Genomic DNA, 22,800 nt, shown 5'->3' with positions numbered 1-22,800 from the left:
CGCTTTTATCAACTTTATAAGTTCTGACAATCAGTAATTAAAAACCAAGTTCTAAGTTTTCATGAAGTTTTTCCTTCCATTCCTGCTTTCCTCCCTCCTCCTTTCTTCCTCAATAGAAGCCCAAAATGCCAAACTCAACATCAGCGGCGTGTTTCCCAACACGGCGATGGTGGCCGATCACTACCCGCGTTCCGAGGCAGGTACCGGGGCGCTCATGCCCTGGGCCAACCGCCTGTGGGTCGTGACCTACGTGGCGCACCTGCCGCGTTCGGGTTCCGGCACGGGTCTGTACGAGATCGACGGGGAAATGAACATGCGCAAGCGGCCCGAAAGCCGGACGGGTACCTATGCCAACCGCCTAATTCACGCACCCAGCGAACAGCTCATCATCGGCCCGCATGCCATCGACACGCTGGGCAACGTCCGCACCTTCGAGGGGCTGGTCAACCACCGCCTGGCCGCCACGATGGAACATCTCACCGACCCGGAAAACAAGGTGTACTTTCTGGGGATGGAGGGCGAGTTTTTCGAGGGGAATGTCAGGACAATGGAGTCGAAGCAGCTATATGACCTCAATAAAGAACTGGACGAGCCCGACAAGGCCAAGCCGCACTTCAAGAGCGGTTTCACCCACCACGGGCGCGTCGTGATCGCCAACAACAGCTACAACCGCAAAGATTTCGACGGCGAGTGGGAGGCTGGACGCTTGGCCGAGTGGGACGGTAAGACTTGGAAGGTTTTGGAAAAAACCGCCTTCACCGAAGTGTGGAGCGCCCGCGCCTTCGGCTCGCCGATGATGGCGACGGGCTGGGACAACCGCTCAGTTATCCTGAAAGTACTTATCCGCAACGAGTGGCAAACCTACCGCCTGCCCAAAAGCAGCTACACCTTCGACGAAACGAGCAACACCGAGTGGATGCGCATCCGCGAGATCGAAACCGAGCGGGCCATGATGGACTGCCACGGGATGTTTTACGAAATCTCCTACCACACTTACAGCGGCCACCCGTTCGGCATTCGGCCCATCGCCAAGCACCTGCGCGTCATTCCCGATTTCTGCTCCTGGCGCGGGATGCTTGTGCTGGGCGGCAACCAGGCCACGCCCATGCGCTTTAAGGCACCCATCGACGCCAACCCGCTAGCCGGGCAGCCGCAGGCCAACTTGTGGTTTGGCAAAACCGACGACATGTGGCAGTGGGGCAAGCCCAGCGGCATGGGGGCAGTCTGGTATAACACCGCCGTTAAAGCAAACGAATCGTCCAACCCCTTTCTGATGATCGGCTTTGACCAGAAAGTGCTGCACCTGAAGCACAAGGCCAACCGCACAGTGAAGTATACCGTCGAGGTAGACTTCGTGGGTGATGGGCAGTGGTCGAAGTACGATACTATAGAAGTCCCTGCCAACGGCTACCGCCACCACGAGTTCCCCGCTGGGTTCAGCGCCCACTGGGTGCGGCTGACCGTGGATGCGCCCTGCGAGACAACGGCATTTTTTATGTACAACTAGGTCAATTTTGAATTAGTGACGGGGCCGACCCTTCGGTGATAGAATCAGTGAATAAAACATTGTGATAGCAGCCTCGGGGGGGCGACACATTTGTAAATCATGATCGAAAGGTTTTTCCATAAATTTTATTGGTTGTTAGCGAGCCTGCTTGTTTTGGTTTTTACCAACTGTTTCGCCCAAATCCAAACCGTCGAACTGGACGTTGGTGAACGGCAGGAAGTAATGCTGGATAAGGGCCAAAAAGCGACTATCGAACTTCTTTCCTTGAAAGAAATTACTGAGCCGTATTTCCAGGTGGCCGACAGTCAAATCGTGGACGCCGTGGTGCGGGCAGAGGTAGAGATTTTGGTGGAAGGCAAGAAAAAAAAACTCGAAGGCGGGCCGTTTCAATTGCCCGTGGCGGTGGGCGGTGTGGCGGTGCTGGTGGGCTGCACGAGGGGCATGGCGGGCGGGATTTTTAAGGATGGTTTGCAAAAAGACGTGCGGCTGGAAGTGAAAAGCGCCGATGCGCCCTGGGTGGCGGCGGATCGCTTCGTGTTTCCCATCAAAAACTACCGCTGGCACGCCTCCAACTACCAGCACACCTATCTGGGAGTGGTGCCGAACATCGCGCGGCTTTACTACCATCGGGGCGAGGACATGGGCATGATTCCCGATCTGGAAGAAGTCCGTTCCGTCAACGAAGGCACTCTCATCCGTCGTCCCGGCCCGGAGGGCGACAAGGGCAGTAACGTACTTTGGGTGAAAGACTCCACCGGAATGATCGTGCGCTATGTGCACATGAATGAGTATAACATCGACCAAAACAATAGGGTGGGCGAAACCGTAAAGCAGGGTCAGCGGCTCGGCCTGACGGGCAACACCTACGACAACCACCGCAGCCCCTCGCCGCACCTGCACGTGTCGCTGCACGACTCGGCCAACAGCGACCACTACTATAATTCCTTCCCGATGATCGTGGCGGCTTACCGCAACAGCTTTCCCGGCGAACTGCTGCCTATCGCAGGCGTGATTCGCCACGCCTACGCCGGACAGGAAATCACGCTGGACGCCACAAAATCGCTGGCGGGAGCGGGCCGTAAAATCAAGAGCTACGTCTGGTCTTTTACCGACGGCACCCAGGCCCAGGGGCCGAGGGTTTCCCGAAAATACACTCAGCCCGGCACCTACAGCGAGGAGCTGCGCGTCGCCGACGATCAGGGACGCTGGGATCGCGATTTTGTGGAGGTTTTTGTTTTGGCCAAAAACCAAACCATGAAGCCGCCCCGTGCCTGGATCAACTATTACCCAATCCGCCACATCGAGCCCGGCGATGAGGTGCGCTTCCTGATCCGCCACGTCAACCTGCAAAACCTGACCATCGACTATGGCGATGGTACGAAAGCTCCTTGGACCGAGGAAACCAGGCACCGCTACGCCAAACCGGGAAACTATGTAGTGACGGTCACAGGAGAAAGCAAGGGGGCCGGTCCGGGTACGTTTCACGTACGGGTCGTGGTGGAGGATTGAGCTGCCCTTACCCGATGGACCTTGTGGATATGAAATTATAGACCTTGCTAAACGTTTCTGGCGAACTATTAACTCTTGTGTTCTTGCCGCAAAGCTGCCGTGTGCAAAAACCATGAGCGATTGACCCGACTATCGCCAAGGCTTACCCTGTCATTGAGATTACACCGAACACGTTCACATGATACCGCCCCTCACGCAACTGATTTTAATTTGCCTCCTTCTTGTTTTTAAAGGTTGGGTGGTAAATTTTCTGAATTTCTTCGGTCCTTGGAGCCCGCTCAAAAACTGCTGATCCGCCAAACCGCCCCCAAAGCCGACTTTATCACCTTGAACTCCCACTAGGTATCGGGCCAGGAACACACTTCCCGCTACGCCACGGTGAAGTCCCAGCCCCGATTGCCGCTGTCGAAAGGTGGTTTGTCGCAAAGATAGGGGTTGTAGTTACTATTGGCATCCAATTCGTCGTTGTGATACACTTAGTGCTCGTGGTTGTAGGTGAAAGCGATCACGCTCCATTGGCCTTCCTTCACTTTCTGCTTGCACGTGACGTAAGAAAAAGGGTACAGATGACTTTACTTAGATGACACCCGGGACAAAAAATTCTGGAATCGTTACTCCAACGTTAAACTTTACCCATAAGCGACCATGCACCGACGAAAAGCCTTACAGTGGATCGGCCAGGGCAGTCTGCTGCCGTTCGTGGCGGCGCTTCCCGGTTATGCCGCCCGTCGGGCCACCCTCGACCTCGGCTCCCGTCTCAAAATCTCCTTTTTCGCTCGAATCAAATTCCCAGCTAGGAGTTCGGTTCACCTGGCATGTTTATTTAAAGAACAAAATGGCGAAACTCACTGAACCATGAAGAAAAAAACGATTCTTATTATCCTGATCTCGGTGGTGCTACTTCTGGCGGCTTTTGCAGTGGCGGATTATTTCGCTCTGTCCAATCCATCGACCAAACAAATAGAGGTTAGGAAAGTTAAGACGGAACAAGCTATTCCAGTGGATATTTAGGAAATACTGCGTGTGCTCTCCACCGCTTCACCCTATGGGGAGGGCAGGCGTTTGAAAACGAAACTCAGGCCGGTTCTTGGCCCGTACATAACCAGGGTCTCCTCACAAACCAGGATTGTGTTTTTGTATACGTGGGCGTAAGGGGAATCGGGTTTATAGTACCGCCCGGCCCTCTCATCGAGAAAAGACGGAAAAAAGTCAAAATAGGCAGGGGCTCGCGTCTCTTCCATAATGAAGCGAAGTTGCCCCCAGTAAAAATGGAAACTTAATTGAAACGTAGTCAGAAGCTCCCCACCCTGGTAAACCGTTCCCTTCCCCTGATCGGTCAGTACCATTTCCGTATACCGGTCAGGCGCATGGGCAGCCACAAAGCAAGCACCCGCGCCCATCTCCACCAGTTGCCAGCGACCCGGCAGCAGTCTGGCCAGTGAGTCGGTCACCAGCTGCCTCCTGACCGAATCGGTTTCAGCGACCCAAATACGATCAAACTGACAAACTTTATAAGGTAATGGGGGAGATTGCAGGCGCTGACCCCAACAGAAAACAGGAGCTACCAGTATGTAAATGAATATCCATCGCCGGGAACGCATATATTGTCAGTCTTTTTTTTGAAATTTAACAACTAATCGACTGGTAAATTATTGCGCCCTTGCAACAATTGAAATCACTTGCAAAACCTCGCTGATCTCCCGTCTTCGGAATTTTCAAGCATACCCTGCTCTAATTTCTGCTAGAAAGGAGTGCTTGCCTTTTCTTATTCTTTCCCTTTTAGCCCTCGCCTGTTTGGTCATGATGAAGCCTAAATTCAAATTAGACCCCACTGACGTCATCGATTCATTTAGAAACGGGATCAGTGAAGGCAGGAAAGGGCAATTCTCCAAAAAATCGAGGGCAAACGGCCTGACTAGTTGCACAGTGGTATTGACTCATAAACCGACCGGCGTGAATGTAACGGGGGAAATACCAAGAGGCCATTACAGCCGTCAGGAAATGGTCAGACGAAGGGCACAACTGAGCGATGAGCTTTTACCAGAACTGGAAAAAAAAGTGTTTGCGTTTCTTAGGTTGCCGGGGCGTTGATATGCTGACAGCACATCGTCTGTCCCGTACCTCAAAACTCATGTACATTTAGTTGTAGATAGTGTAGTAAACAGGGCTGCCTAACTTCTCTTAGATGCATCTGTATATAATTCGAATTATACAGCACAAAAGAGCCGCATCATGCGGCTCTTTTGTGCTGTATAACTTAGTACCTGCTACTTCAAGTTATTGTAGTAAACCGCTCGTAGAGGGTTGTGATGGTCACTTCTTTTACACCTTCTCGCGTATAAATACGACGTTTATTGATTAGCCGAAGTTGATCCCTTGCTTCAATGAAGACTGATTCGGGCCTAGCCCATCGAATTTTGTCCGCTTTTTCATTGGCAGCAACAAAAATCTGTCTCAGATCCTCAGAAAATGAAAACCGATACGGGCCTGCTTGATTAGCATAATTCACTGAATATGGTTGCAACTACCAAAGCGGGCCAGATATCAAATAGAGTTCAATAGCTGATCTTTTTCAGCCGTTGGCCAACGTAAACCGCTCAGGTAGGGCCAATCAAAACGATTTGCCGATCCTCCCCCAAGTTGATCTACGTCGTACTCGCCCTGTAAGTTGACATGATGCCAGACAATGGCCGTCCCATTACGAACAGCGTTCAATACTGATTCAAGCTGTGTCTGGTCAGTTGTCTTTGACAGCAACTCGGACAGGTACAGGTAGTTCCATAAGATGACTGAGTTTTGAATTAGCCGACGGGCATGGATGATTCTTTCCTGCTCTTCTTTGGTAGCTACTCCGAAGACCTGATTACCCCCAAAAAAGACAGCCTTACTGAATCGGTTAACCAGCTCGATACGGCTCAACTGCTTTTCGATGCTTTGACGCAGAGACAGTTCGTCGTAATAACGGAGAATAAAGTCTGTCTTGACGAGTCGCCCGAACTCCTTCAGGGCCCGGTACAATGGGTGCTGGCGCGTGTAAGCACTGAGCCGTTTGAGCACCTGCCACGCCGTCACCTGCTTTAGTTTGAGTGAGATCATTAACCGCAGCATGTCTTCCCACTGACTCTCGATCAGGGGCTCGTTGACCACAGCATCAGGCTGTAGCCGGGAAGCCTGGGCTTCATGCTGTTTGACGGATATAAAATCGTAAAGCTGTAGTTTGCCAATGCCTTTCAACCGAGGGGCAAAAAAGATGTCCAATAGATGCATGATGCCAAAAACGGCTTCCGAAAAACCGTGGGTATCAGTCGAATGTATTGTGCTTTTAACCACCGGGTTGTGCAGATGAATGTCGATCATGTAAGGAGCTTCCCGCTCGGCCGCACTGACTACCGAGGTATGGAACAGCGCAAAGCGGTCATCAATGCCCGTATTGACCGTCACGGCCTTATCAAACCCAGGGTATTTGTAGGAAAAGTCTGCGTTCAGCGAGTCTTCCGTAACGATGTATTTCTGGCCATCAGAAGCCGTATGGCGTCCGTCGGGATCACGCCGATGCAGTTCGGGCAGAGCCAGTTCTTCTTTGAGCCGAATCAGTCGGTCATTACCGGCTTTAAGATTCTGTGAAGAGAGGAACATATCGACGGTAAGCTGCAGCGTACTGGTGTTCACCCCTTTGCAAATAGCCGCCATCTTTTCGATCCCAATGTTGCAACCCAGCGCAACGATAGCGGCAAAGAACGTACCCGGACTTGGGCGACCCTTGCTGTTTTTGCCCGCCAAGTGTTCCAAACCGGTCAGAAAGTGGGCCGATGAATCGACCTCGGCTAATAGATTCAGCACGGAGATATACCGGGCTGGGTTAAAGTAATCCGAAATGCGGCCTACATCGGGCTTTTCGACTTTTGGGGTATCAATGATGGGCCGATTATCCTTGTCAAAACTCAGGTGAGTGTTGAGTCCCTGCTGGTGGCGGCGGTTGGTCTGGGCATATTGAGTCGTCAATTTCGTACGCCAGGTCTGGAGTACGCGCTTACTGTCAGCGAAATGGCTTAGTCCGGCTTCCGCCAGCAAACGCTCCCGATTGGCCTGGAAGTACGCTTTGCCTATCAGATACTCTTCTAGGGATCGATACCGGTAGGAATGTTTGAGATTCATCGTGCCTTCCCGCAGGTGGTGGGCCAGCGTACTCATCAATAGGACTCGGTAGAGACGTCTGTTGAACCGATCACCGGCATTGTAAAGGGCCTGTCGGTCAGCCTCACTCAGCCAGCTCAGGTCTTTAGCCGGTGCGGTGGGCTTACCATGCCGTTCCACATAGTGCTTGATGGCACTCAACAAAACAACATCGGAGGTGTCGGGGTTAAAATGCAAAACGCCCAGGATTCCCGTCAATCGATTCCCCATCCACGCGGAACGTTCCCCTAGTAATGTCCGCTTTTCCTGTTCTTCCGAGCGGTGCATTTCTCCGTCCAACTGATCAACCAGTGTTTGCTGTTCCACGGTCAGGGGCGGTTCCACGGCAAGTACCGCATCAATTCGGGCCAGTTTTCTGACCGGCTCCTCTTCCAGGGCCATTACCTGGCGGATTTGCTCGATCTGCCGGGCATACTGATGCCGACTTCGAATCGTCAACAGGGTGGCACTACGCCGTTGCCGGTTGGTCGCAAAGTACAGTTGCTGTCGTTTTCGTCCGGTGATGTGTTCGGTTGCCTTGACACAGGACAATACTATGTCGACGAAGGTATCCTGGCGTACCCGGTACTGATGCACCAAAAAGCAGAGCAGAAACAGGTGGCGGGACTCATGCTCTTTGATGTGAGCAGGGCGATCCTGCCCCGTCCGGTGCGCGTAGTGGCTCAACGTCGCATCGGAAAAATCTAATTCAGTCACCGCCCCTTCCACTTGCTCAAAAATGGTCTTGACCTGCTTGAATAGGGTCAGGCTGGCCTTGATCGCCTTCGGCTGTTCGACCTGACTGACCGTTTTGAATGCCTGCAATAGGGGCCGTTCATAGGCCGTATCGGTTTGAATGAGTTGCTCCAGAGCTGCCGATGTTCCCCTGTCAGGTGCTGCTCAAGCTGGCCCGACAATCGCCGGCCGTAGCGGTTGTACTGGTCGGTGATAATCCGCAGAAAAACATCATAGCTTGGTACTTCGACCCGCTGCTGGATCAGGTGTTGGCGAGACTCTTCGAGTACTTTGCGAGGCAAGAGCGGCTGCTCAAAGAGCCCGTAAACCAGTTGGGTGAATGTGTCGCGATAGGCTTCAAAGGGTCTGATATGAAGTACATTGAGAATCAGTTGCTGGTGTTCCCAAGCGGTCTGGGCGGAGTAGTCGGCAAGATCAACCGGTTGGCTCTGGAACAGTTGGGACACATAATCAATGTCGGTCGGGTGGAAGTCAGCGGCTCGAAAAAACTTCTGAGTTAACCAAAAGTAGCCCCACAGGAGACAGAAGCCTATCCGGGTAACGGGTTTCCGAAACTGGGGCAGTCCGTCGGGCGGCAAAGTAAAGAGATGGGCCTGCTGCTGGCGGGTCAACAAGGGGGGTAGGTCAAAGCGTCGGGCTTCGGCAGTATCGAGTAGTTTTAAGCGGCTCACAAGGGCAAGTAAAAAGGAGGGTATTCAGAGGCCGTAAAGTAAAGCGAAAACGGTTTATATTTGGTGACCGAAAGGTAAAAAACAATTCGTTTCATACCGTTTTCATTTGACTGAATTCCCATGGCTCAAAATATTGCCTATCTGCGGGTCTCCACGCTGGATCAGGATCTGGAAAAGAACAAATCAGAAATTCTGCACTTGGCCAACGACCGCAATCTGGGACAAGTGCGTTTCGTGGAAGAAAAGGTATCGGGCAAAGTCCATTGGCGCCAACGCAAAATCGCCGGAGTGCTTGAAGAGCTGACCAGTGGCGATGCCATATTATTGAGCGAGTTTTCCCGGCTGGGACGTAGCATGCTGGAGTGCATGGAAATTATATCAATCGCCGTACAGAAGGGTATTCGGGTTTACACTGTCAAGGGAGCCTGGCAATTGGATGATACGATCTAAAGCAAAGTGATGGCCATGGTCTTCTCCATGGCAGCTGAAATCGAGCGGGACTTGATTGCCAAACGAACCCGCCAAGCTTTGGCGGTGAAGAATGCGGCAGGAGTGAAATTAGGTCGTCCAAAGGGGGCGGGTAAAAGTAAGTTGGATGCCTACAAGATTGAGATTGAAGCCCTACATTGAGATTGAAGCCCTACTAAATAACGGCTCGACTCAACAATTCATTGCCAAGCGGTATGGTACGACCAAGCAGAATCTGGCCAATTGGTTAAAGAAAAACAATCTACAGAGAATAAGGCGACAGCCTATTTGAAATCTGGCCCGCTTTGGTACTTGCAACCAATAAGGGTCAATAGCGGAATCAGCGAGTCGATAATTTCCATGTTAGCGTTTTGAAAAAAATGAATACCGTTCTAAGCTCGAATTTTTTCCAATGTTTGCCAACATTGATACAAACCCCTGGGAACGTGGAAGCAGCCCTTCCACTTGCCGCCTTTGAGTGGCAGCAGCACCTCGCCCCGGCGGTCGAGGTAGCCGTACCATTCCCCCTTTTCGGGATCGGCGAAATGCGACCAGGTATATTGATGGACTTTCTCGAACCAGTGCCAGCAATCCTCGTTTCCGGTCAGTTTGTAGCCTTTCAGTAGAGCGATGAGCGTCTCGATGTGAACCCACCACAGTTTTTGGTTCCATTCCAGTTGCTGAGGCGGCGCGCCTTTACGGTCGAGGAAATAGTAGATGCCACCAAACGCTTTATCCCATCCGTACTCCAATGTGTCGAGCGTGATCTTCACCGCCCGCTCGATGAGCACCGGGTCATTACGGCGCACGGCCAGGTCCATCACGAACCACATGGCCTCGATGGCGTGGCCGGGGTTGAGCAGCCGCCCCTCGAAGCTGTCCGACAATTTCCCGTCGGGCGTGACATTTTCCAAGATCATCCCCGACTCGGCGTCGTAAAACACATCCATCACCTCGTGCAGGCACTCGGCGATTGTTTCCTCCACCAGCGACTTATCCAGCAAATGCTCGATTTCCAGCGAGAGGTTGCAGAGGATCATCGGCAGGGCGAAATTCTTCAGCGGCCGCGTGCCGGGTACCGCCTTATTCCACGCTCCTTTGGGATTATGGCGGCGGGCAAGAATGTTATCAAAAGTAGTTTTGGCCAAATCGGCGTATTCCGCGTTCTGCGTAGCGCGCGACAATTGCCCGAAGGCCATCGCGGCAAAACAATCGGAGAAAATATTGTAGGGCTGCACCAGCGGCTTCCCCCGGCGCGTGGTCGAAAAGTACCAACTGCCATCGGCGGCACGACCGTGCTTCAACAGGAAGTCCGCGCCGTGTTCGGCCATGTCGAGCCAGTCGGCCCGCGCCTCCACACGGTTGTGCATCATGGCGAACGTCCACACCTGCCGCGCCTGCAGCCAGATAAACTTATCGGTATCGAACACTTTTCCCTCCCGATCCAGGCAGGTGAAGTACCCACCAAACTCCCGGTCAGGCGAATTTTTCAGCCAGAAAGGCAGCACGTCGTTCAGCAGCGCGTCGCGGTATTGTTGGGTGTAGTTTTCGAGCATAGTTTGTTTGGAGTGGCAAAGTGGCAAAGTACCAAAGTGGCAAAGAGAAAAGGTGGCGAAGTAAGCAGTAGTGTTAACAGTCTTATGTTCAAATAATTACTTACTTTTGGATAGGTTAGAATTGGATAATACACTCAATAGCACTTTGGTACTCTGGCACTCTGGTACTTTGCCACTCAGTTTTCCAGCCACTCATACCCAAACCGTGCGTACGCAATACGCTTGTAGCCGTCTTTTTCGTAGAGGACGCCAAGGTCGCTGTTTTTCTGGACGACCAGGTCGGAGTAGGCCACCGGGCCGGGGTAAATGACTTTGCCCGCCGACCAGGTTTGGCCGTCGTCGGTGCTGATGCGCACGGTGAGGTTTTCACGCTTGGTTTGGCTGTTGGCGTTGGAAAACAGCAGGACGTGCTGACCCTTTTTAGGCTGGTAGTCGATGATGCTGCCCTGGCAGACGGGGTCGGGCAGGTCTTTCATGACACGCACCTCGTCCCAGCTTTCGCCCGCATTTTTGGTGAAGCCCTGCAGGCGGTACTTGGCGTCACCGGATTGGTTGCGGAAGTTGAAGAGAAGGCTGCCGTCGGAGGTTTCGGCGGCGGTGGCTTCGTTGCCCCCGGCGTAGTCGAGGTTGGGCGTGAGTTTGAACGTTTTGCCGTGGTCGTCGGAGTAGAAGGCGTGGGCGGCGTAGTCGCGGAAATGCTCCTGCGGCGGCCCGGCGGAGTGATTAGCCGCCACAAAAATCCGCCCCTTGTACGGGCCGTTCTGGATTTGCAGGGCGTGGCCGGGCGTGTTGGCGTACGAGCGCCAGTCTTCTTTGAAAGTGTAGGCCGGGTTGGCCGTGGGGGCGTTGGGCCGCGAAGTTTGGAGCGTAATGTTTACGGCGTCGCTCCAGGTTTTGCCGTTATCGGTGCTGGTTTTGTACCAGACTTCCCGCACGGCTTTGCCTTTGCGAACGTCCGCTTCGTGGGCGGTTCCGGTATTGTAAAAAAGGAACAGTCGGCCCTTCGGGAAAGTTGGGTCAGTGAGGTCGAAGACGGGGGCAGGATTGCCCGCCTGGTTGTCGCCGTAGTCCACGACCAGTTCCAGCTTGCCCCAGCTCTTGCCGTGGTCGGTGCTGCGCCTGAGTACCATGTCCACGTCGCCGAAGTCGCCGCAGTCGTTGCGCCGGGCCTCGGCGAAGGCCAGCAGGTCGCCGTTGGGCGCGGCCACGATGGCCGGGATGCGGTAGCACTGGTAGCCGTCCTGCCCGTTCTCGAAGACGACCGTTTCGGTAACGCCCTGACCGTCAGCCGGGCGCGTACCCATGTCGCGCGGCGACTGCATGGTCTTGTTGCAGGATGCAAGGCAAATGCTTAGGATTAAGGCAAGCACGGCCGGAGTGTTTTGGATTTTTGACATTGGATTGTAGATTTTGGACGCTGGACGCTGGACGCTGGACGCTGGACCGATCCGTCGGTACGGTTGGAATCAAATCCAATATCCAATATCCAACGTCCAACGTCTATTTAAATATCCGCTGGAAGTGATTCTCGAAGTGGTTCCGCATGGCGTTGCGGAAGGTTTCGGGGGAGCCGTGCTGGATGACATCCACCAGCCCCCGGTGCGAGACGAAGCGCTTGTTGGTAATCGGACGCCGCAGGATGCCGCTCTCGTGAACGTACTCGAAAACGGGCAGCAGCATCTGCTGGAAGCGCTCCAGGGTGTAGTTGCCCGTGATCTGGTACAGCTTGCCGTGGAATTTCACTTCCTGATCCACGTCGAAAAGAATTTCCTCGGCGTTGGTCGGCTCGCTCTCGACGATGGCGTACAGCTCGTCGATGTCGTTCTGGGTGACGCGCTCGAAGATCAGGTCGCCCATGCCGATCTCCAGCACCATCCTTAGCTCGAAGATGTTGCGCAGCGTGGCGTCGTCCAGGATGCCGGGGTAGAGGTTTTTTTCCAAAAGCCCCATCACGTCGGGATTGGTGATGACCGTGCCGCGCTTGCGGCGGGTTTCCAGCAGACCGCGCATCCGCAGCCGCGAGACCGCCTCGCGCACTACTGTCCGGCTCACGCCCAGTTGGGCGGCCAGCTCCATCTCCTTCGGGATCACGTCCCCCACCTTGTATTTGTTCTCGCTGAATAATTCCAGAATGCTGGTTTCCGCCTTGTCCACCAGCGAGTGGCTGTCGGCTTCCAGCAGGTCGCTTTGGATATTCGAGTAGTTCATAGTTCTTGATTAGGTAATACCTATTAGGGATTGCATCTGCAAAGTAAAGCCTATCTATTAGAATAAGCAAAGATTTTTTCCTGAAAATAAAATTTTTATCAGAAAATTGGGTTTTAGGTAATATTTAATACCTTTGTCAAATCACACATAATAAACCTAATTACCCATTTATGGAAAATTCTATGGCTTATTGTTGCAAAAGGGGGTATTACATCCTACTTATTGCATTGTCCTTGGCCGTACCGACGGCTTTTGCGCAGAACAGCGTCCGGGGAACCGTGACCGCCGAGGGCGAGCCGCTGCCCGGCGTGAGCGTGGTGGTGAAGGGGACAACCCAGGGAACCACGACCGATGTCGAGGGAAAATTCACGATTGCCGTGGCTCCCAACGCGACGCTGGTATTCAGCTACGTGGGCTACCAGACTAAGGAAATCGCGGTCGGCAACCAGACGAACCTGACGGTGCAGCTAGCACCCGATAACCAGGTGCTGAACGAGGTGATCGTCATCGGCTACGGCCAGCAGAGCCGCCGCGACGTGACGGGTTCCGTGTCCAGCGTCAACGAGCAGGTCATGAAGTCGGTGCCGCGCACCAACGCGGCCACGCTCCTGCAGGGTACTGCCGCTGGTATCAGAGTACAGCAAAGTACCGGGCAACCGGGCGCTACGCCCCGCGTGGTGCTGCGCGGCGGCACCAGCTTCGGCGGCGGCGGGGAGCCACTCTACGTGGTGGACGGCGTGATCGTCCCCAGCCTTTACGGCATCAATCCCTCCGACATCGAGTCGATGGACGTATTGAAGGACGCCGCCTCGCTGGCGATTTACGGCGCGCGGGCGGGCAACGGCGTGGTGCTGGTGACCACAAAGAGAGGCAGGCAGGGACGCACCCAGGTGACCTACACCTACCGCAACGCCACCAACTACGTGCGGCGCAACGGCCTGCAGTACCTGAGTGCCGAGGACTACATCCGCTGGAACCGCATCGGGCTGCGCAACCGCTTTCTGCTGGCCCAGGCCGACAACAACACCAGCGAGATGAACAATACCCGCAACCAGCTCAACGGCTCGTGGGGTTTTGCGGCCAATTCCAGCTTCACCCGTTCCAACGGCCTGTATTCCACCCAGAACGTGACCAACGCCAACCGGAACCTCATCGGCGACCCAATGTGGAATTTGCTGGTGGACCAGAACCCGTTCAATCCCAGCCAAACCGACAGCCTGCTGTACCGCGCCACTTCGCAGCGCGAACTGGAAGACCTGATTTTGCAGCGCAGCAGCTTGCAAGAGCACTACGTCAACTTTTCCGGCGGCAACGAGCAGGGCAACTTCGCGCTGGGGCTTGGCGGCATCCAAGACGTGGGTATTCTGATTGGCTCCGACCTGAAGCGTTTCAACATGAACTTCAACGGCGGGCTGAACGTGGGCAAGAATCTAAAAATTACCACCAACCTCGCCGCCTACAGTACCAACGGCAACCCATCTTACTTGGCGGGTAACGATGGCATCATCCAGCGCTTTGCGGGCATCGCCCCCACCGTGCGCCTGACCGACGACATCACAGGCGAAATCCTGCCCGGCGTGGACGGCAGCACTCTGGGCAATCCCCGGTACCTCAACGGCAAATTCATCCGCACCACCCAGGAGCAGCGTTTTTCGGGTTCGGTCAACCTGACCTATTCGCTCACCGACCACCTGAAAGTGCTGGCGACGGGATCGGGCTTCTTGCGCTACCGCAACGCCGAGAATTTCAACAAGCTTTACCGAAACGGCACCTTCGGCTCCGTCAATTCGGCACGGGCTTCCAGCTTCTCAAACAACCGCATGGAGCAGTATTCCTACAATGGCTTCCTGAATTACACCCGCGCGTTCGGCAAGCACGGCTTCGACGTGCTGGCCGGAGGCGAGTATTTCAACAACAAGGCCTACGATCAGTCGGGCTCGGGCATCGGCAGCGCGTCGGACGAGCTGCCCTATCTCGACAACTCGATCTTCATCGAGACCCGCGCCGGTTCGGGCCTGGACCGGTGGTACCGTTTTGCGTCGGCCATCGGGCGGGTCAACTACAACTTCGACGGCCGCTACCTCTTCAACCTCAACCTGCGCTACGACGGAACCTCGCAACTCACCGACCCCGACAACCGCTACACGCTGTTCCCCGGCATATCGTTCGGCTGGAATGTGCACAACGAGGACTTCTTCCGCAACTCGTCCGTCAGCGACGTGGTTTCGACCATCAAGACGCGCCTGAGCTGGGGCCAGAACGGCACGCTGGAATCGGGTGATTTCGGCACCGTGCAGCAGTACTACAACCTGGGCCTTTACAACGGCATCGGTGCCTACGGGCAGACCAACCTCGTGAACCCGCGCCTGAACTGGGAGAAAACCACTACGCTCAACTTCGGCGTGGACGTGGGGCTGCTCCGCAACCGCCTGACGGTGATCGCCGACTACTTCGTGCGGGATGTCTATGACAAACTGCAAAGCATCGCCATTCCGGCCTGGACGGGTTTCAGCTCGTACCAAACCAACCTTGCCACGCTCCAAAACCGCGGCTTCGAGTTGGAACTGCGCGGCAGCGTACTGCGCCCGCAGGACGCCGACGGGCTGAGCCTGGACGTGTCGGCCAACATTTCGCACGTCAAGACTTTTGCCAAAAAACTCCTCGACAACGGTCTCGAGCGCAACCGTCAGGGGGCCGTCCGCGTCTTCGATCCCGCCACCAATTCCTACCAGTGGGTGGGTGGTTTGCAGGAAGGCTACCGCGCGGGCCTCGACGAGATTTACGCCCCGATTTTCGACGGCGTCTATAAAACGCAGGGCGAACTGGACGCGCGGGCCAATCTGCTCAATACTTTCCTGCCCACCACCAACAAGCGCATCAAGCAACTGGGCGACGCCCGCTGGCGCGACCTCGACGGCAACGACACGCTCGACACCCGCGATTTCGTCTATGTGGGCCGCACCACTCCCACCATCGTGGGCGGATTCTCCACCGCGCTGGGCTGGAAGGGCCTGTCGCTCTTCGGTCAGTTCGATTACGCCCTGGGCTTTATCTCGATGAACCAGATCCGCATGCGCGGCCTCAGCCAGGTGCAGGGTTCGCAGAACAGCCCGGTGGACATCAAGAACTCCTGGACGCCCGAAAACCCCGACGCCGACCTGCCTCGCTACATCTGGGCCAACTACGGCCGGAATTACGAAACTGGCGCGGGTTCGGGTACGCCGCCGGCCAATTTCTGGGAAAAAGGCAACTACCTGATGATGCGCGAAGTGACGCTCAGCTACGAAGTACCCGCCCGGCCGCTCAGCACCCTCCTGAAAGACCGCATCAAGGGTTTGAAAGTGTACATGACGGGTTCCAACCTGCTGTACATCACCAAATACTCCGGCACGTTCCCCGAAGAAGGCGGCTACGACAACGGCAAGTACCCCTTGCCGCGGACGCTGACCCTGGGCGTGAGCGCCACACTTTAATTGATAATGGATAGTGGATAATGGATAATTGAAAAGAATTCTCTGGTAACCAACCCAATCTTTTCCTCCATCCTCCTTTTCTCCTTTCATCCTTATTTAAAAATAAAATGAAATCTATCAAAAACCCCATCATCCTCGCCACGGCCATGCTTTTGGGTTTGGCCGCTTGCAAGGACAAACTGGCCGAGGTACGGCCCGAGACAAGTCTCGATCCTAATGTGATTCTGGCGGATGCTTCGTCGGCCTACGCGCTGTACAATGGCGTGTACGTCACGTTGCGCGGCTACCAGTACACGCTCTTTACGCTGGGCGAAATGCGTTCCGAGATTTGGGCCAACGGCCTGTTCACCGAGTCGGAAGACGGCACCTTCCGGCAGTTCTGGGCGCAGGACTTCAGCGAGGCCACCGCGCCCCTTGGCAACTGGGGCGGCTTTTACAGCCTGCTGAACCGCGTCAACACGGTCATCACGCTTTTTCCCAAAGCACCGCTCGACGTCGCCACGCGCGATCGCTACCGGGGCGAGATGTTCGGCCTTCGCGCTTACGTGTACTACAATATGCTGCGTACCTGGGGAGGAGTGCCGCTCGCGACGCAGCCGTTGAAGGAAATCGGCGATTTGTCGTCGCTCTATCAGGAACGCGCCACGCCCGAAATGGTGATGAAGCAAATCAAGGCCGACATCGACTCCTCGCTGGCCCTGATCGGTCCCAACGTGTCGTACGCCACGCCCGCCAACCCCGGCAACAACAAGCGCGTTTATTGGAACCGCGCCGCCACGCTCACCCTTAAAGGCGACGTGTACCTGTGGTCGGGCACGCACATGGGCGGCGGAAGCGGCGATTTTGCCACGTCCAAATCCGCCCTGGAAGAAGTGCGCGACAATCCGCTCTTCGGTCTGCAGCCCAACTATGCCGATATTTTCGATCCTTTGAAGGAAAACGGCAACAAGGAGGTTATTTTCGCCATCAACTACGAGAAAGACCAGGCCAACCTGGGTACCTACGGCAGTTTTTTGGTCAACACCACTCAGCGCTCGACGCTGATTTTCAATCCCGAAAATCCCGTTCCGGTCGTGTCGGCTTATCCCTACGTCGGCGGGGCCAACCGCGTCGGACTTTCGCCCGCGCTCATCGCCAAACTGACCGGCACCACGCCGCCCGACAGCCGGATTGCGGCCACGTTCCGTACCTTGCACAACAACAGCGCGCCCTATGCCCTGCGCGGCGTGCTGCTGACCAAGTTCCTGGGCCGCGCCGATCCCATCAGCTCGTCGCAGATTTACGACACCGATTTCCCAATCTACCGCTACGCCGACGTGCTGCTGCTGCTGGCCGAAGCCAAGGCCAAGCTGGGCGAAAGCCCCAAGGCCGAAATCGACGCCATCCGCAAGCGCGCCTACGGGCCGAATTTCAAGCCGTTCGTGCCTGGCTCGAAAACCGAGAACCTGAACGCCATCCTGGACGAGTACCTGCGCGAGTTCATCGGTGAGGGCCGCTACTGGTGGGCCGAGCGCCGCGCGGGCGATGCCTTCGTCTATGACCGCATCGACCCTAAGTACCTGACGGCCGCAGAATCGTACAAGCTGCTGCTGCCGATTTCGGTCTCCATGCTCAACAACGATCCCAAGCTGACGCAGACGCCGGGATACTGACGGTCAACGGTTAACGGTCAACGGTCAAGGGTTCGTTGCTTTCTGTTGATGGATGAACCAGACTGTTGCTGCACAATTATAAAAGAGATAGGTACCCCGGAGGGGTCAGCGGTTAGTAGCACGACAATGTTAGCGTCGTCGCACACCCCGTAGGGGTCGGCCAAAATTAACCGCTGACCCCTTCTTAACTTCGCCGTTTAAGAAAAATGAAAAAAGCCATCGTCGCCCTTCTGATTACCCTTTTATGTACGCCTGCCTTCGCCCAAAAGGCCGAGGAACAGATCGTCTGGAAAAAAGGCGGACAACTACCAGCAGTCGCCGGCAAGGCGAATCCGGGGGTGGCGGGGGCGTTCGTGGGAGTGGACAACGGGGTGCTGATCGTGGCGGGCGGGGCCAATTTTCCTGATAAACTGCCGTGGGAGGGTGGAAAGAAGGCTTTCAATCGCGATATTTTTGTATTCAGGAAGGCGGGCGATTCGCTGCAAAGCGTCCCGGTTTCCACGCAACTACCCCAGGCCGTGGCCTACGGAGCCAGTGTATCCACGCCAGAGGGTCTGGTATGCGCGGGCGGCGAGAACGAGGGCGGGGCCTTGAAATCCGTGTTCCGGCTCAACTGGAACGCGGAGCAAGGTACCATCGACGTACAATCGCTGCCCGACCTGCCCCGGCCTGTGAGCAACGCGCTGCTCGCCACCGCCAACGGACGCCTCTATCTGGCGGGCGGCGAAAGCAACGGCCAAACCGTGGCCGATTTTCTGATGCTGGATTTGAACAATCTGGCGGCGGGCTGGCAGAAACTACCCGACCTGCCTCTGGCGGTTTCGCACGCCGTGGGCGGCATTCAGTCCAACGGCGATGGCGAATCATTCTTTATTTTCGGCGGAAGAAGCCGAAACGCCACTGGCCCCAGCACTTTCCATACCGAGGGTTTTGCCTACGACATCAAGAAACACCATTGGCAGCCCCGCCAGCCCCTGCCCGGCGCGGGGCTTTCGGCGGGAACGGGCCTGGCGGTCGGTTCTACCTACATTCTGGTGGTGAGCGGCGACGACGGCAGCACCTTCCGGCAGGTGGAGGAAGTCAGCCGGCAACTGGCCGCTTCGCCCGATTCCGACACGCTGCTGGCGCAACGGAGCAGGTTGCTGAACGGGCATCCGGGCTTCGGGCGCGGCGTTTTGTTTTACAACACCATTACCGACCGCTGGACGCATCTGGGCGATTTTCCGGGCGCTGGTCAGGTCACGACCACGGCGGTGCGGTGGGGAAACGAGATCTACCTGCCCAGCGGCGAGATTAAGGCGGGTGTGCGCACGCCCGAAATCTGGCAGGGTACTTTGCTGCAAAAGACCTACTTCGCCTGGCTCGACTACGGGGTGCTGGTCATGTATTTCCTGCTGATGATCTTCATCGGCTGGTGGACCTCGCGGCACCAGCATTCGACCGACGACTTCTTCCGGGGCGGCGAGAAAATTCCCGGTTGGGCCACGGGTCTCAGTATTTTCGGGGCCAAACTCAGCGCCATCACCTTCATCGGCATTCCGGCCAAGACCTACGCCAAGGACTGGACGTATTTTTTCCTGCTGATGACGATTGTCATGGTCATGCCGTTCGTCATCAAGTACTTCATCCCGTTTTACCGGCGCATCAACGCTACCTCGGCCTACGAGTACCTCGAAAAACGCTTTAACTACACCACCCGCTTTCTGGGCGCGGTGCTTTACATCCTGCTGCAACTGGGCCGCATGGGGATCGTGCTGCTGCTGCCGAGCATCGCGCTGTCGGTCGTGACGGGCATCGACGTGGTGACGGGCATCGTCATCATGAGCGTCGTGAGCATTTTTTATACCGTGCTGGGCGGCATCGAGGCCGTCATCTGGACGGAGGTCGTGCAGGTCATCATCCTGCTGGGCGGGGCGATTTTGACGCTGGTGTTGATTCCGTTTTTGCTGGAAGGCGACTGGCAAAGCCACTACCAGACGCTCAAAAACTACGACAAGCTCACCGTCTTCGATTTTAGTTTCGACTGGCAAAGTTCCACGTTCTGGGTGGTCATCATTGGTGGTTTCTCGCTCAACCTCATCCAGTACGGGGCCGACCAGACCGTCGTGCAGCGCTACCTGACGACTAAAGACCAGAAGACCGCCGAGGACAGCTTGCGCCTGGGCGCGTGGCTCACCGTGCCTTCGACGATCATCTTCTTCGCCATCGGCACGCTGCTGTACCTCTACTACCAGCAACAGCCCGGCATGGTCAACATCGCCCTCGACAGCCAGGACACGATTTACCCCTGGTTCATCGTCAACGAACTGCCCGTCGGCATCGCCGGGCTGGTCATCACGGCCATTTTTGCGGCGGCGATGGGCGCGCTCAACGGCAGCGTCAACTGCGTGGCGACGGTGTTCACCAACGACCTGTTCCGACCCTTTGCCCCCAATCTATCCGAAAAGACCTACCTCCGCACCGCCCGCTGGGTGACGTTCCTGGTCGGGGTGTTCGGCATGGTGGTGGCGCTGCTGATGGCGCAGATGAAAGCCTACTCGCTCTGGGACCAGTTCAACGTGATTCTGGGTCTGTTCACGGGCAGCATCGGCGGCGTGTTCATGCTGGGCATCTTCACCACCCGCGCCAACGGCACCGGCGTGGTGGCGGGCCTGATTCTGAGTACCGTTTTTCAGTATTGGATCAGCCAGTACACGACACTGAATTTGCTGATGTATGCCTTCACTGGGCTGGTATCTAGTCTGTTGTTTGGGTACATATTTAGTCTGGTATTCGGTGCGCCCAGGAAATCACTAGCTGGATTGACGATTCACGAAGTATGAAAAACGGATTTGTAAAATTGTGGGTAAGCACTTTGCTACTGCTCGTTGGGGCAGGAAAGGGGCTGAGCGCTCAGGCGCAACCCGCCCTCATTCCCCAACCTCAACAAGCGGAGTGGACGAAAGAATCATTCAAGATTCCCGCCGAATTTTCTATTCAGCACGATCCAGAATTGGCACAGTTGGGCGAGCAAGCCAAGAATTTATTGCAGGAAAAAGGGGCGAAGTTCTCTTCCCAAAGTACCCACCGGATTACGCTTAAATTGGGCAAGGTCGAATCCCCGCTTTACCCCGAGGAAGCGTACCGACTTTTGGTAGATTCCAAGCGCATCGCGCTGACGGCCAACGCGCCGCATGGCATTTTTAACGGCTTGCAGACCCTCCGTCAACTCATGCGCGATGACGCGGCGATTCCCGGCTGCCGCATCACCGACTACCCGGCCTTCGCCTGGCGTGGGCTGATGCACGACGTGGGCCGCAATTTCCAGACGGTGCGTTTCCTGAAAAAGCAGATCGAGGTTATGGCGCAGTACAAGCTCAACATCTTCCACCTGCACCTGACCGAGGACGTGGCCTGGCGGCTGGAAAGCAAGCGCTACCCGGCCCTGACCCGCCCCGAAACCATGACGCGCGAGGTGGGTAAATTCTACACCCAGGCCGATTTGCAGGATTTGATCGACTTCTGCCGCGCGCGCTATATCACGCTGGTACCCGAAATCGACATGCCGGGCCACAGCGCGGCTTTTCAACGCGCGATGGGCGTGGACATGCAGTCGGCGGAGGGGATGAAAATCGTGAAAGGGGTTTTGGAAGAATTTTGCCAGACCTTCGACGTGCCGTACCTGCACCTCGGCGGCGATGAGGTCAAGATCACCAATCCCGACTTCCTGCCCCAAATGGCGGCTTTAGTCGAAGCCAAAGGCAAAAAGGTAGTGGGCTGGTTTCCGGGCGGCAACATGCCCAAAACGGCCATTAGGCAGCTTTGGGTCGGCTCGGCCCAGCCCACGCCGGGCATTCCCACTGTGGATTCGCGCTACCTGTACCTCAACCACCACGACCCGTTCGAGAGCGTGATCCAGATTTTGAACCACCGCATTTGCGGCGTAAACAAGGGCGACGCCGACCACCTGGGCGGCATCATTTGCGTGTGGCAGGACCGCCGCGCGTCCTCTCAGGAAGCCCTTTTGCGCCAGAATCCCGTGTATCCGGGACTGCTGGCCTGGTCGGAGCGGGCCTGGCGGGGCGGGGGCGAGGCGCTGGAAACAACGCTGATCGCCGCGCCGGACACCCCGGCTTTTGCGGCGTTTCAGGAATTCGAGAATCGTCTGATCGACCACAAAAAACGGTATTTCCGCGATAAGCCCTTTCCCTACGTACGACAGTCGAATATCCGCTGGCGCATCACCGAGCCTTACGACAACGGCGGCGATCTGGCCAAAGCCTTTGCTCCGGAAACGACCGATGATTGGTCGAACATCAAAACTTCGGTGGCCGTCGGCGCGACGGTGTACCTGCGGCACTGGTGGTACCCGCAACCGACCGGGTTTCTGGAAAAGCCCGTCGAAAACAGCACCGTGTACGCCCGCGCCCGCGTCTGGTCGGCCACCGAGCGCGAGGCCGGGATGTGGATTGGATTCAATAATATCTCGCGCTCCCCCGATACGGACTCGCCGCCTGCGGGCGCGTGGGACAACCGGATGAGCAAAATCTGGCTCAATGGCACGGAGATCGAGCCACCCCACTGGACTCGCGCCGGACAAAAAGGCGACGCCGAAGTCCCGCTCACCGACGAAGGCTACGAGTACCGCGCCCCGGCCCGCGTCCACCTCAAGCAGGGTTGGAACCAAATTCTGATCAAAGCCCCCGTGGGTAGTTTCAAAAGCGAATGGCGAAATCCCGTCAAGTGGATGTTCACGGCGGTGCTAGTGGAGGAAGATGGCGAAAATATGCAGGAGCTGGATGTCAAGTACGAGGACTAAAAAGCGATATGAGGCAGAAAAAATGAATC

General features: G+C 55.9%; 16 protein-coding genes. 9 read left to right on the top strand and 7 right to left on the bottom strand.

From position 1 onward, the window contains the following. Positions 1-61 precede the first annotated feature (61 nt). Positions 62-1,507, top strand: a complete 1,446-nt coding sequence (locus IE117_RS24570; RefSeq protein ID WP_189568460.1) for a hypothetical protein — start codon at positions 62-64, stop codon at positions 1,505-1,507. Between the two features lie 99 nt (positions 1,508-1,606). Beyond that, positions 1,607-3,016 (top strand): PKD domain-containing protein, encoded by a 1,410-nt coding sequence (locus IE117_RS24565; protein WP_189568455.1) that lies wholly within the window; start codon positions 1,607-1,609, stop codon positions 3,014-3,016. Positions 3,017-3,679: 663 nt separating this feature from the next. Here IE117_RS24565 and IE117_RS24560 read toward each other — a convergent pair. Then, positions 3,680-3,826, bottom strand: coding sequence for a hypothetical protein (locus tag IE117_RS24560; RefSeq protein WP_189568453.1), 147 nt, complete (start codon positions 3,824-3,826; stop codon positions 3,680-3,682). A gap of 45 nt (positions 3,827-3,871) precedes the next feature. Between IE117_RS24560 and IE117_RS24555 the strand changes: the two genes are divergently transcribed. After that, a complete protein-coding gene (locus IE117_RS24555; protein WP_189568450.1) occupies positions 3,872-4,027 on the top strand; it encodes a hypothetical protein in 156 nt (51 codons plus the stop codon). Positions 4,028-4,059: 32 nt separating this feature from the next. On the opposite strand, the gene IE117_RS24550 is transcribed toward IE117_RS24555, so the two are convergent. From IE117_RS24550 to IE117_RS26630, 3 genes are all read right to left on the bottom strand, one after another. After that, positions 4,060-4,617 (bottom strand): hypothetical protein, encoded by a 558-nt coding sequence (locus tag IE117_RS24550; RefSeq protein ID WP_189568447.1) that lies wholly within the window; start codon positions 4,615-4,617, stop codon positions 4,060-4,062. Between the two features lie 943 nt (positions 4,618-5,560). Beyond that, positions 5,561-8,047: a Tn3 family transposase gene (locus IE117_RS24545; protein WP_229581448.1), complete on the bottom strand. Its 2,487-nt coding sequence runs from the start codon at positions 8,045-8,047 to the stop codon at positions 5,561-5,563. Next, complete coding sequence (locus IE117_RS26630; RefSeq protein ID WP_189568444.1) at positions 7,954-8,616, bottom strand: DUF4158 domain-containing protein; 663 nt, start codon at positions 8,614-8,616, stop codon at positions 7,954-7,956. The genes IE117_RS24545 and IE117_RS26630 overlap by 94 nt, the downstream gene beginning before the upstream one ends. 120 nt (positions 8,617-8,736) lie before the next feature. On the opposite strand from IE117_RS26630, the gene IE117_RS26335 reads away from it, so the two are divergent. Both IE117_RS26335 and IE117_RS26330 read left to right on the top strand, forming a co-directional pair. Continuing rightward, complete coding sequence (locus IE117_RS26335) at positions 8,737-9,066, top strand: recombinase family protein (RefSeq protein WP_229581432.1); 330 nt, start codon at positions 8,737-8,739, stop codon at positions 9,064-9,066. Between the two features lie 9 nt (positions 9,067-9,075). Then, on the top strand, positions 9,076-9,246 hold the full coding sequence (locus IE117_RS26330; RefSeq protein ID WP_229581430.1) for a hypothetical protein: 171 nt from the start codon (positions 9,076-9,078) through the stop codon (positions 9,244-9,246). Positions 9,247-9,476: 230 nt separating this feature from the next. Here the strand turns inward: IE117_RS26330 and IE117_RS24530 are convergent, their stop codons facing one another. From IE117_RS24530 to IE117_RS24520, 3 genes are all read right to left on the bottom strand, one after another. Beyond that, positions 9,477-10,640 (bottom strand): n-acyl-d-glucosamine 2-epimerase, encoded by a 1,164-nt coding sequence (locus tag IE117_RS24530; protein ID WP_189568441.1) that lies wholly within the window; start codon positions 10,638-10,640, stop codon positions 9,477-9,479. A gap of 176 nt (positions 10,641-10,816) precedes the next feature. Then, positions 10,817-12,037: a sialidase family protein gene (locus IE117_RS24525; protein WP_308439301.1), complete on the bottom strand. Its 1,221-nt coding sequence runs from the start codon at positions 12,035-12,037 to the stop codon at positions 10,817-10,819. A gap of 103 nt (positions 12,038-12,140) precedes the next feature. Further along, positions 12,141-12,848 carry a FadR/GntR family transcriptional regulator gene (locus tag IE117_RS24520; protein WP_189568438.1) on the bottom strand — a complete coding sequence of 236 codons (708 nt, stop codon included), beginning with the start codon at positions 12,846-12,848 and terminating at the stop codon, positions 12,141-12,143. Positions 12,849-13,018: 170 nt separating this feature from the next. On the opposite strand from IE117_RS24520, the gene IE117_RS24515 reads away from it, so the two are divergent. The 4 genes from IE117_RS24515 (at position 13,019) to IE117_RS24500 (ending at position 22,771) form a co-directional block, all read left to right on the top strand. Beyond that, positions 13,019-16,321, top strand: coding sequence for a SusC/RagA family TonB-linked outer membrane protein (locus tag IE117_RS24515; RefSeq protein ID WP_229581428.1), 3,303 nt, complete (start codon positions 13,019-13,021; stop codon positions 16,319-16,321). A gap of 107 nt (positions 16,322-16,428) precedes the next feature. Next, on the top strand, positions 16,429-17,973 hold the full coding sequence (locus IE117_RS24510) for a RagB/SusD family nutrient uptake outer membrane protein (protein ID WP_189568435.1): 1,545 nt from the start codon (positions 16,429-16,431) through the stop codon (positions 17,971-17,973). A 206-nt stretch (positions 17,974-18,179) separates the two neighbouring features. Then, positions 18,180-20,795 (top strand): sodium:solute symporter family protein, encoded by a 2,616-nt coding sequence (locus IE117_RS24505; protein WP_189568432.1) that lies wholly within the window; start codon positions 18,180-18,182, stop codon positions 20,793-20,795. Continuing rightward, on the top strand, positions 20,792-22,771 hold the full coding sequence (locus IE117_RS24500) for a beta-N-acetylhexosaminidase (protein ID WP_189568430.1): 1,980 nt from the start codon (positions 20,792-20,794) through the stop codon (positions 22,769-22,771). The genes IE117_RS24505 and IE117_RS24500 overlap by 4 nt, the downstream gene beginning before the upstream one ends. The last annotated feature ends 29 nt before the right edge of the window (positions 22,772-22,800 follow it).

This window comes from Persicitalea jodogahamensis (genome assembly GCF_014651615.1).
Lineage (GTDB): Bacteria > Bacteroidota > Bacteroidia > Cytophagales > Spirosomataceae > Persicitalea > Persicitalea jodogahamensis.
The sequence above is the reverse complement of the archived record's forward strand: the minus strand, read 5'-3'. Positions and strand labels throughout refer to the sequence as shown.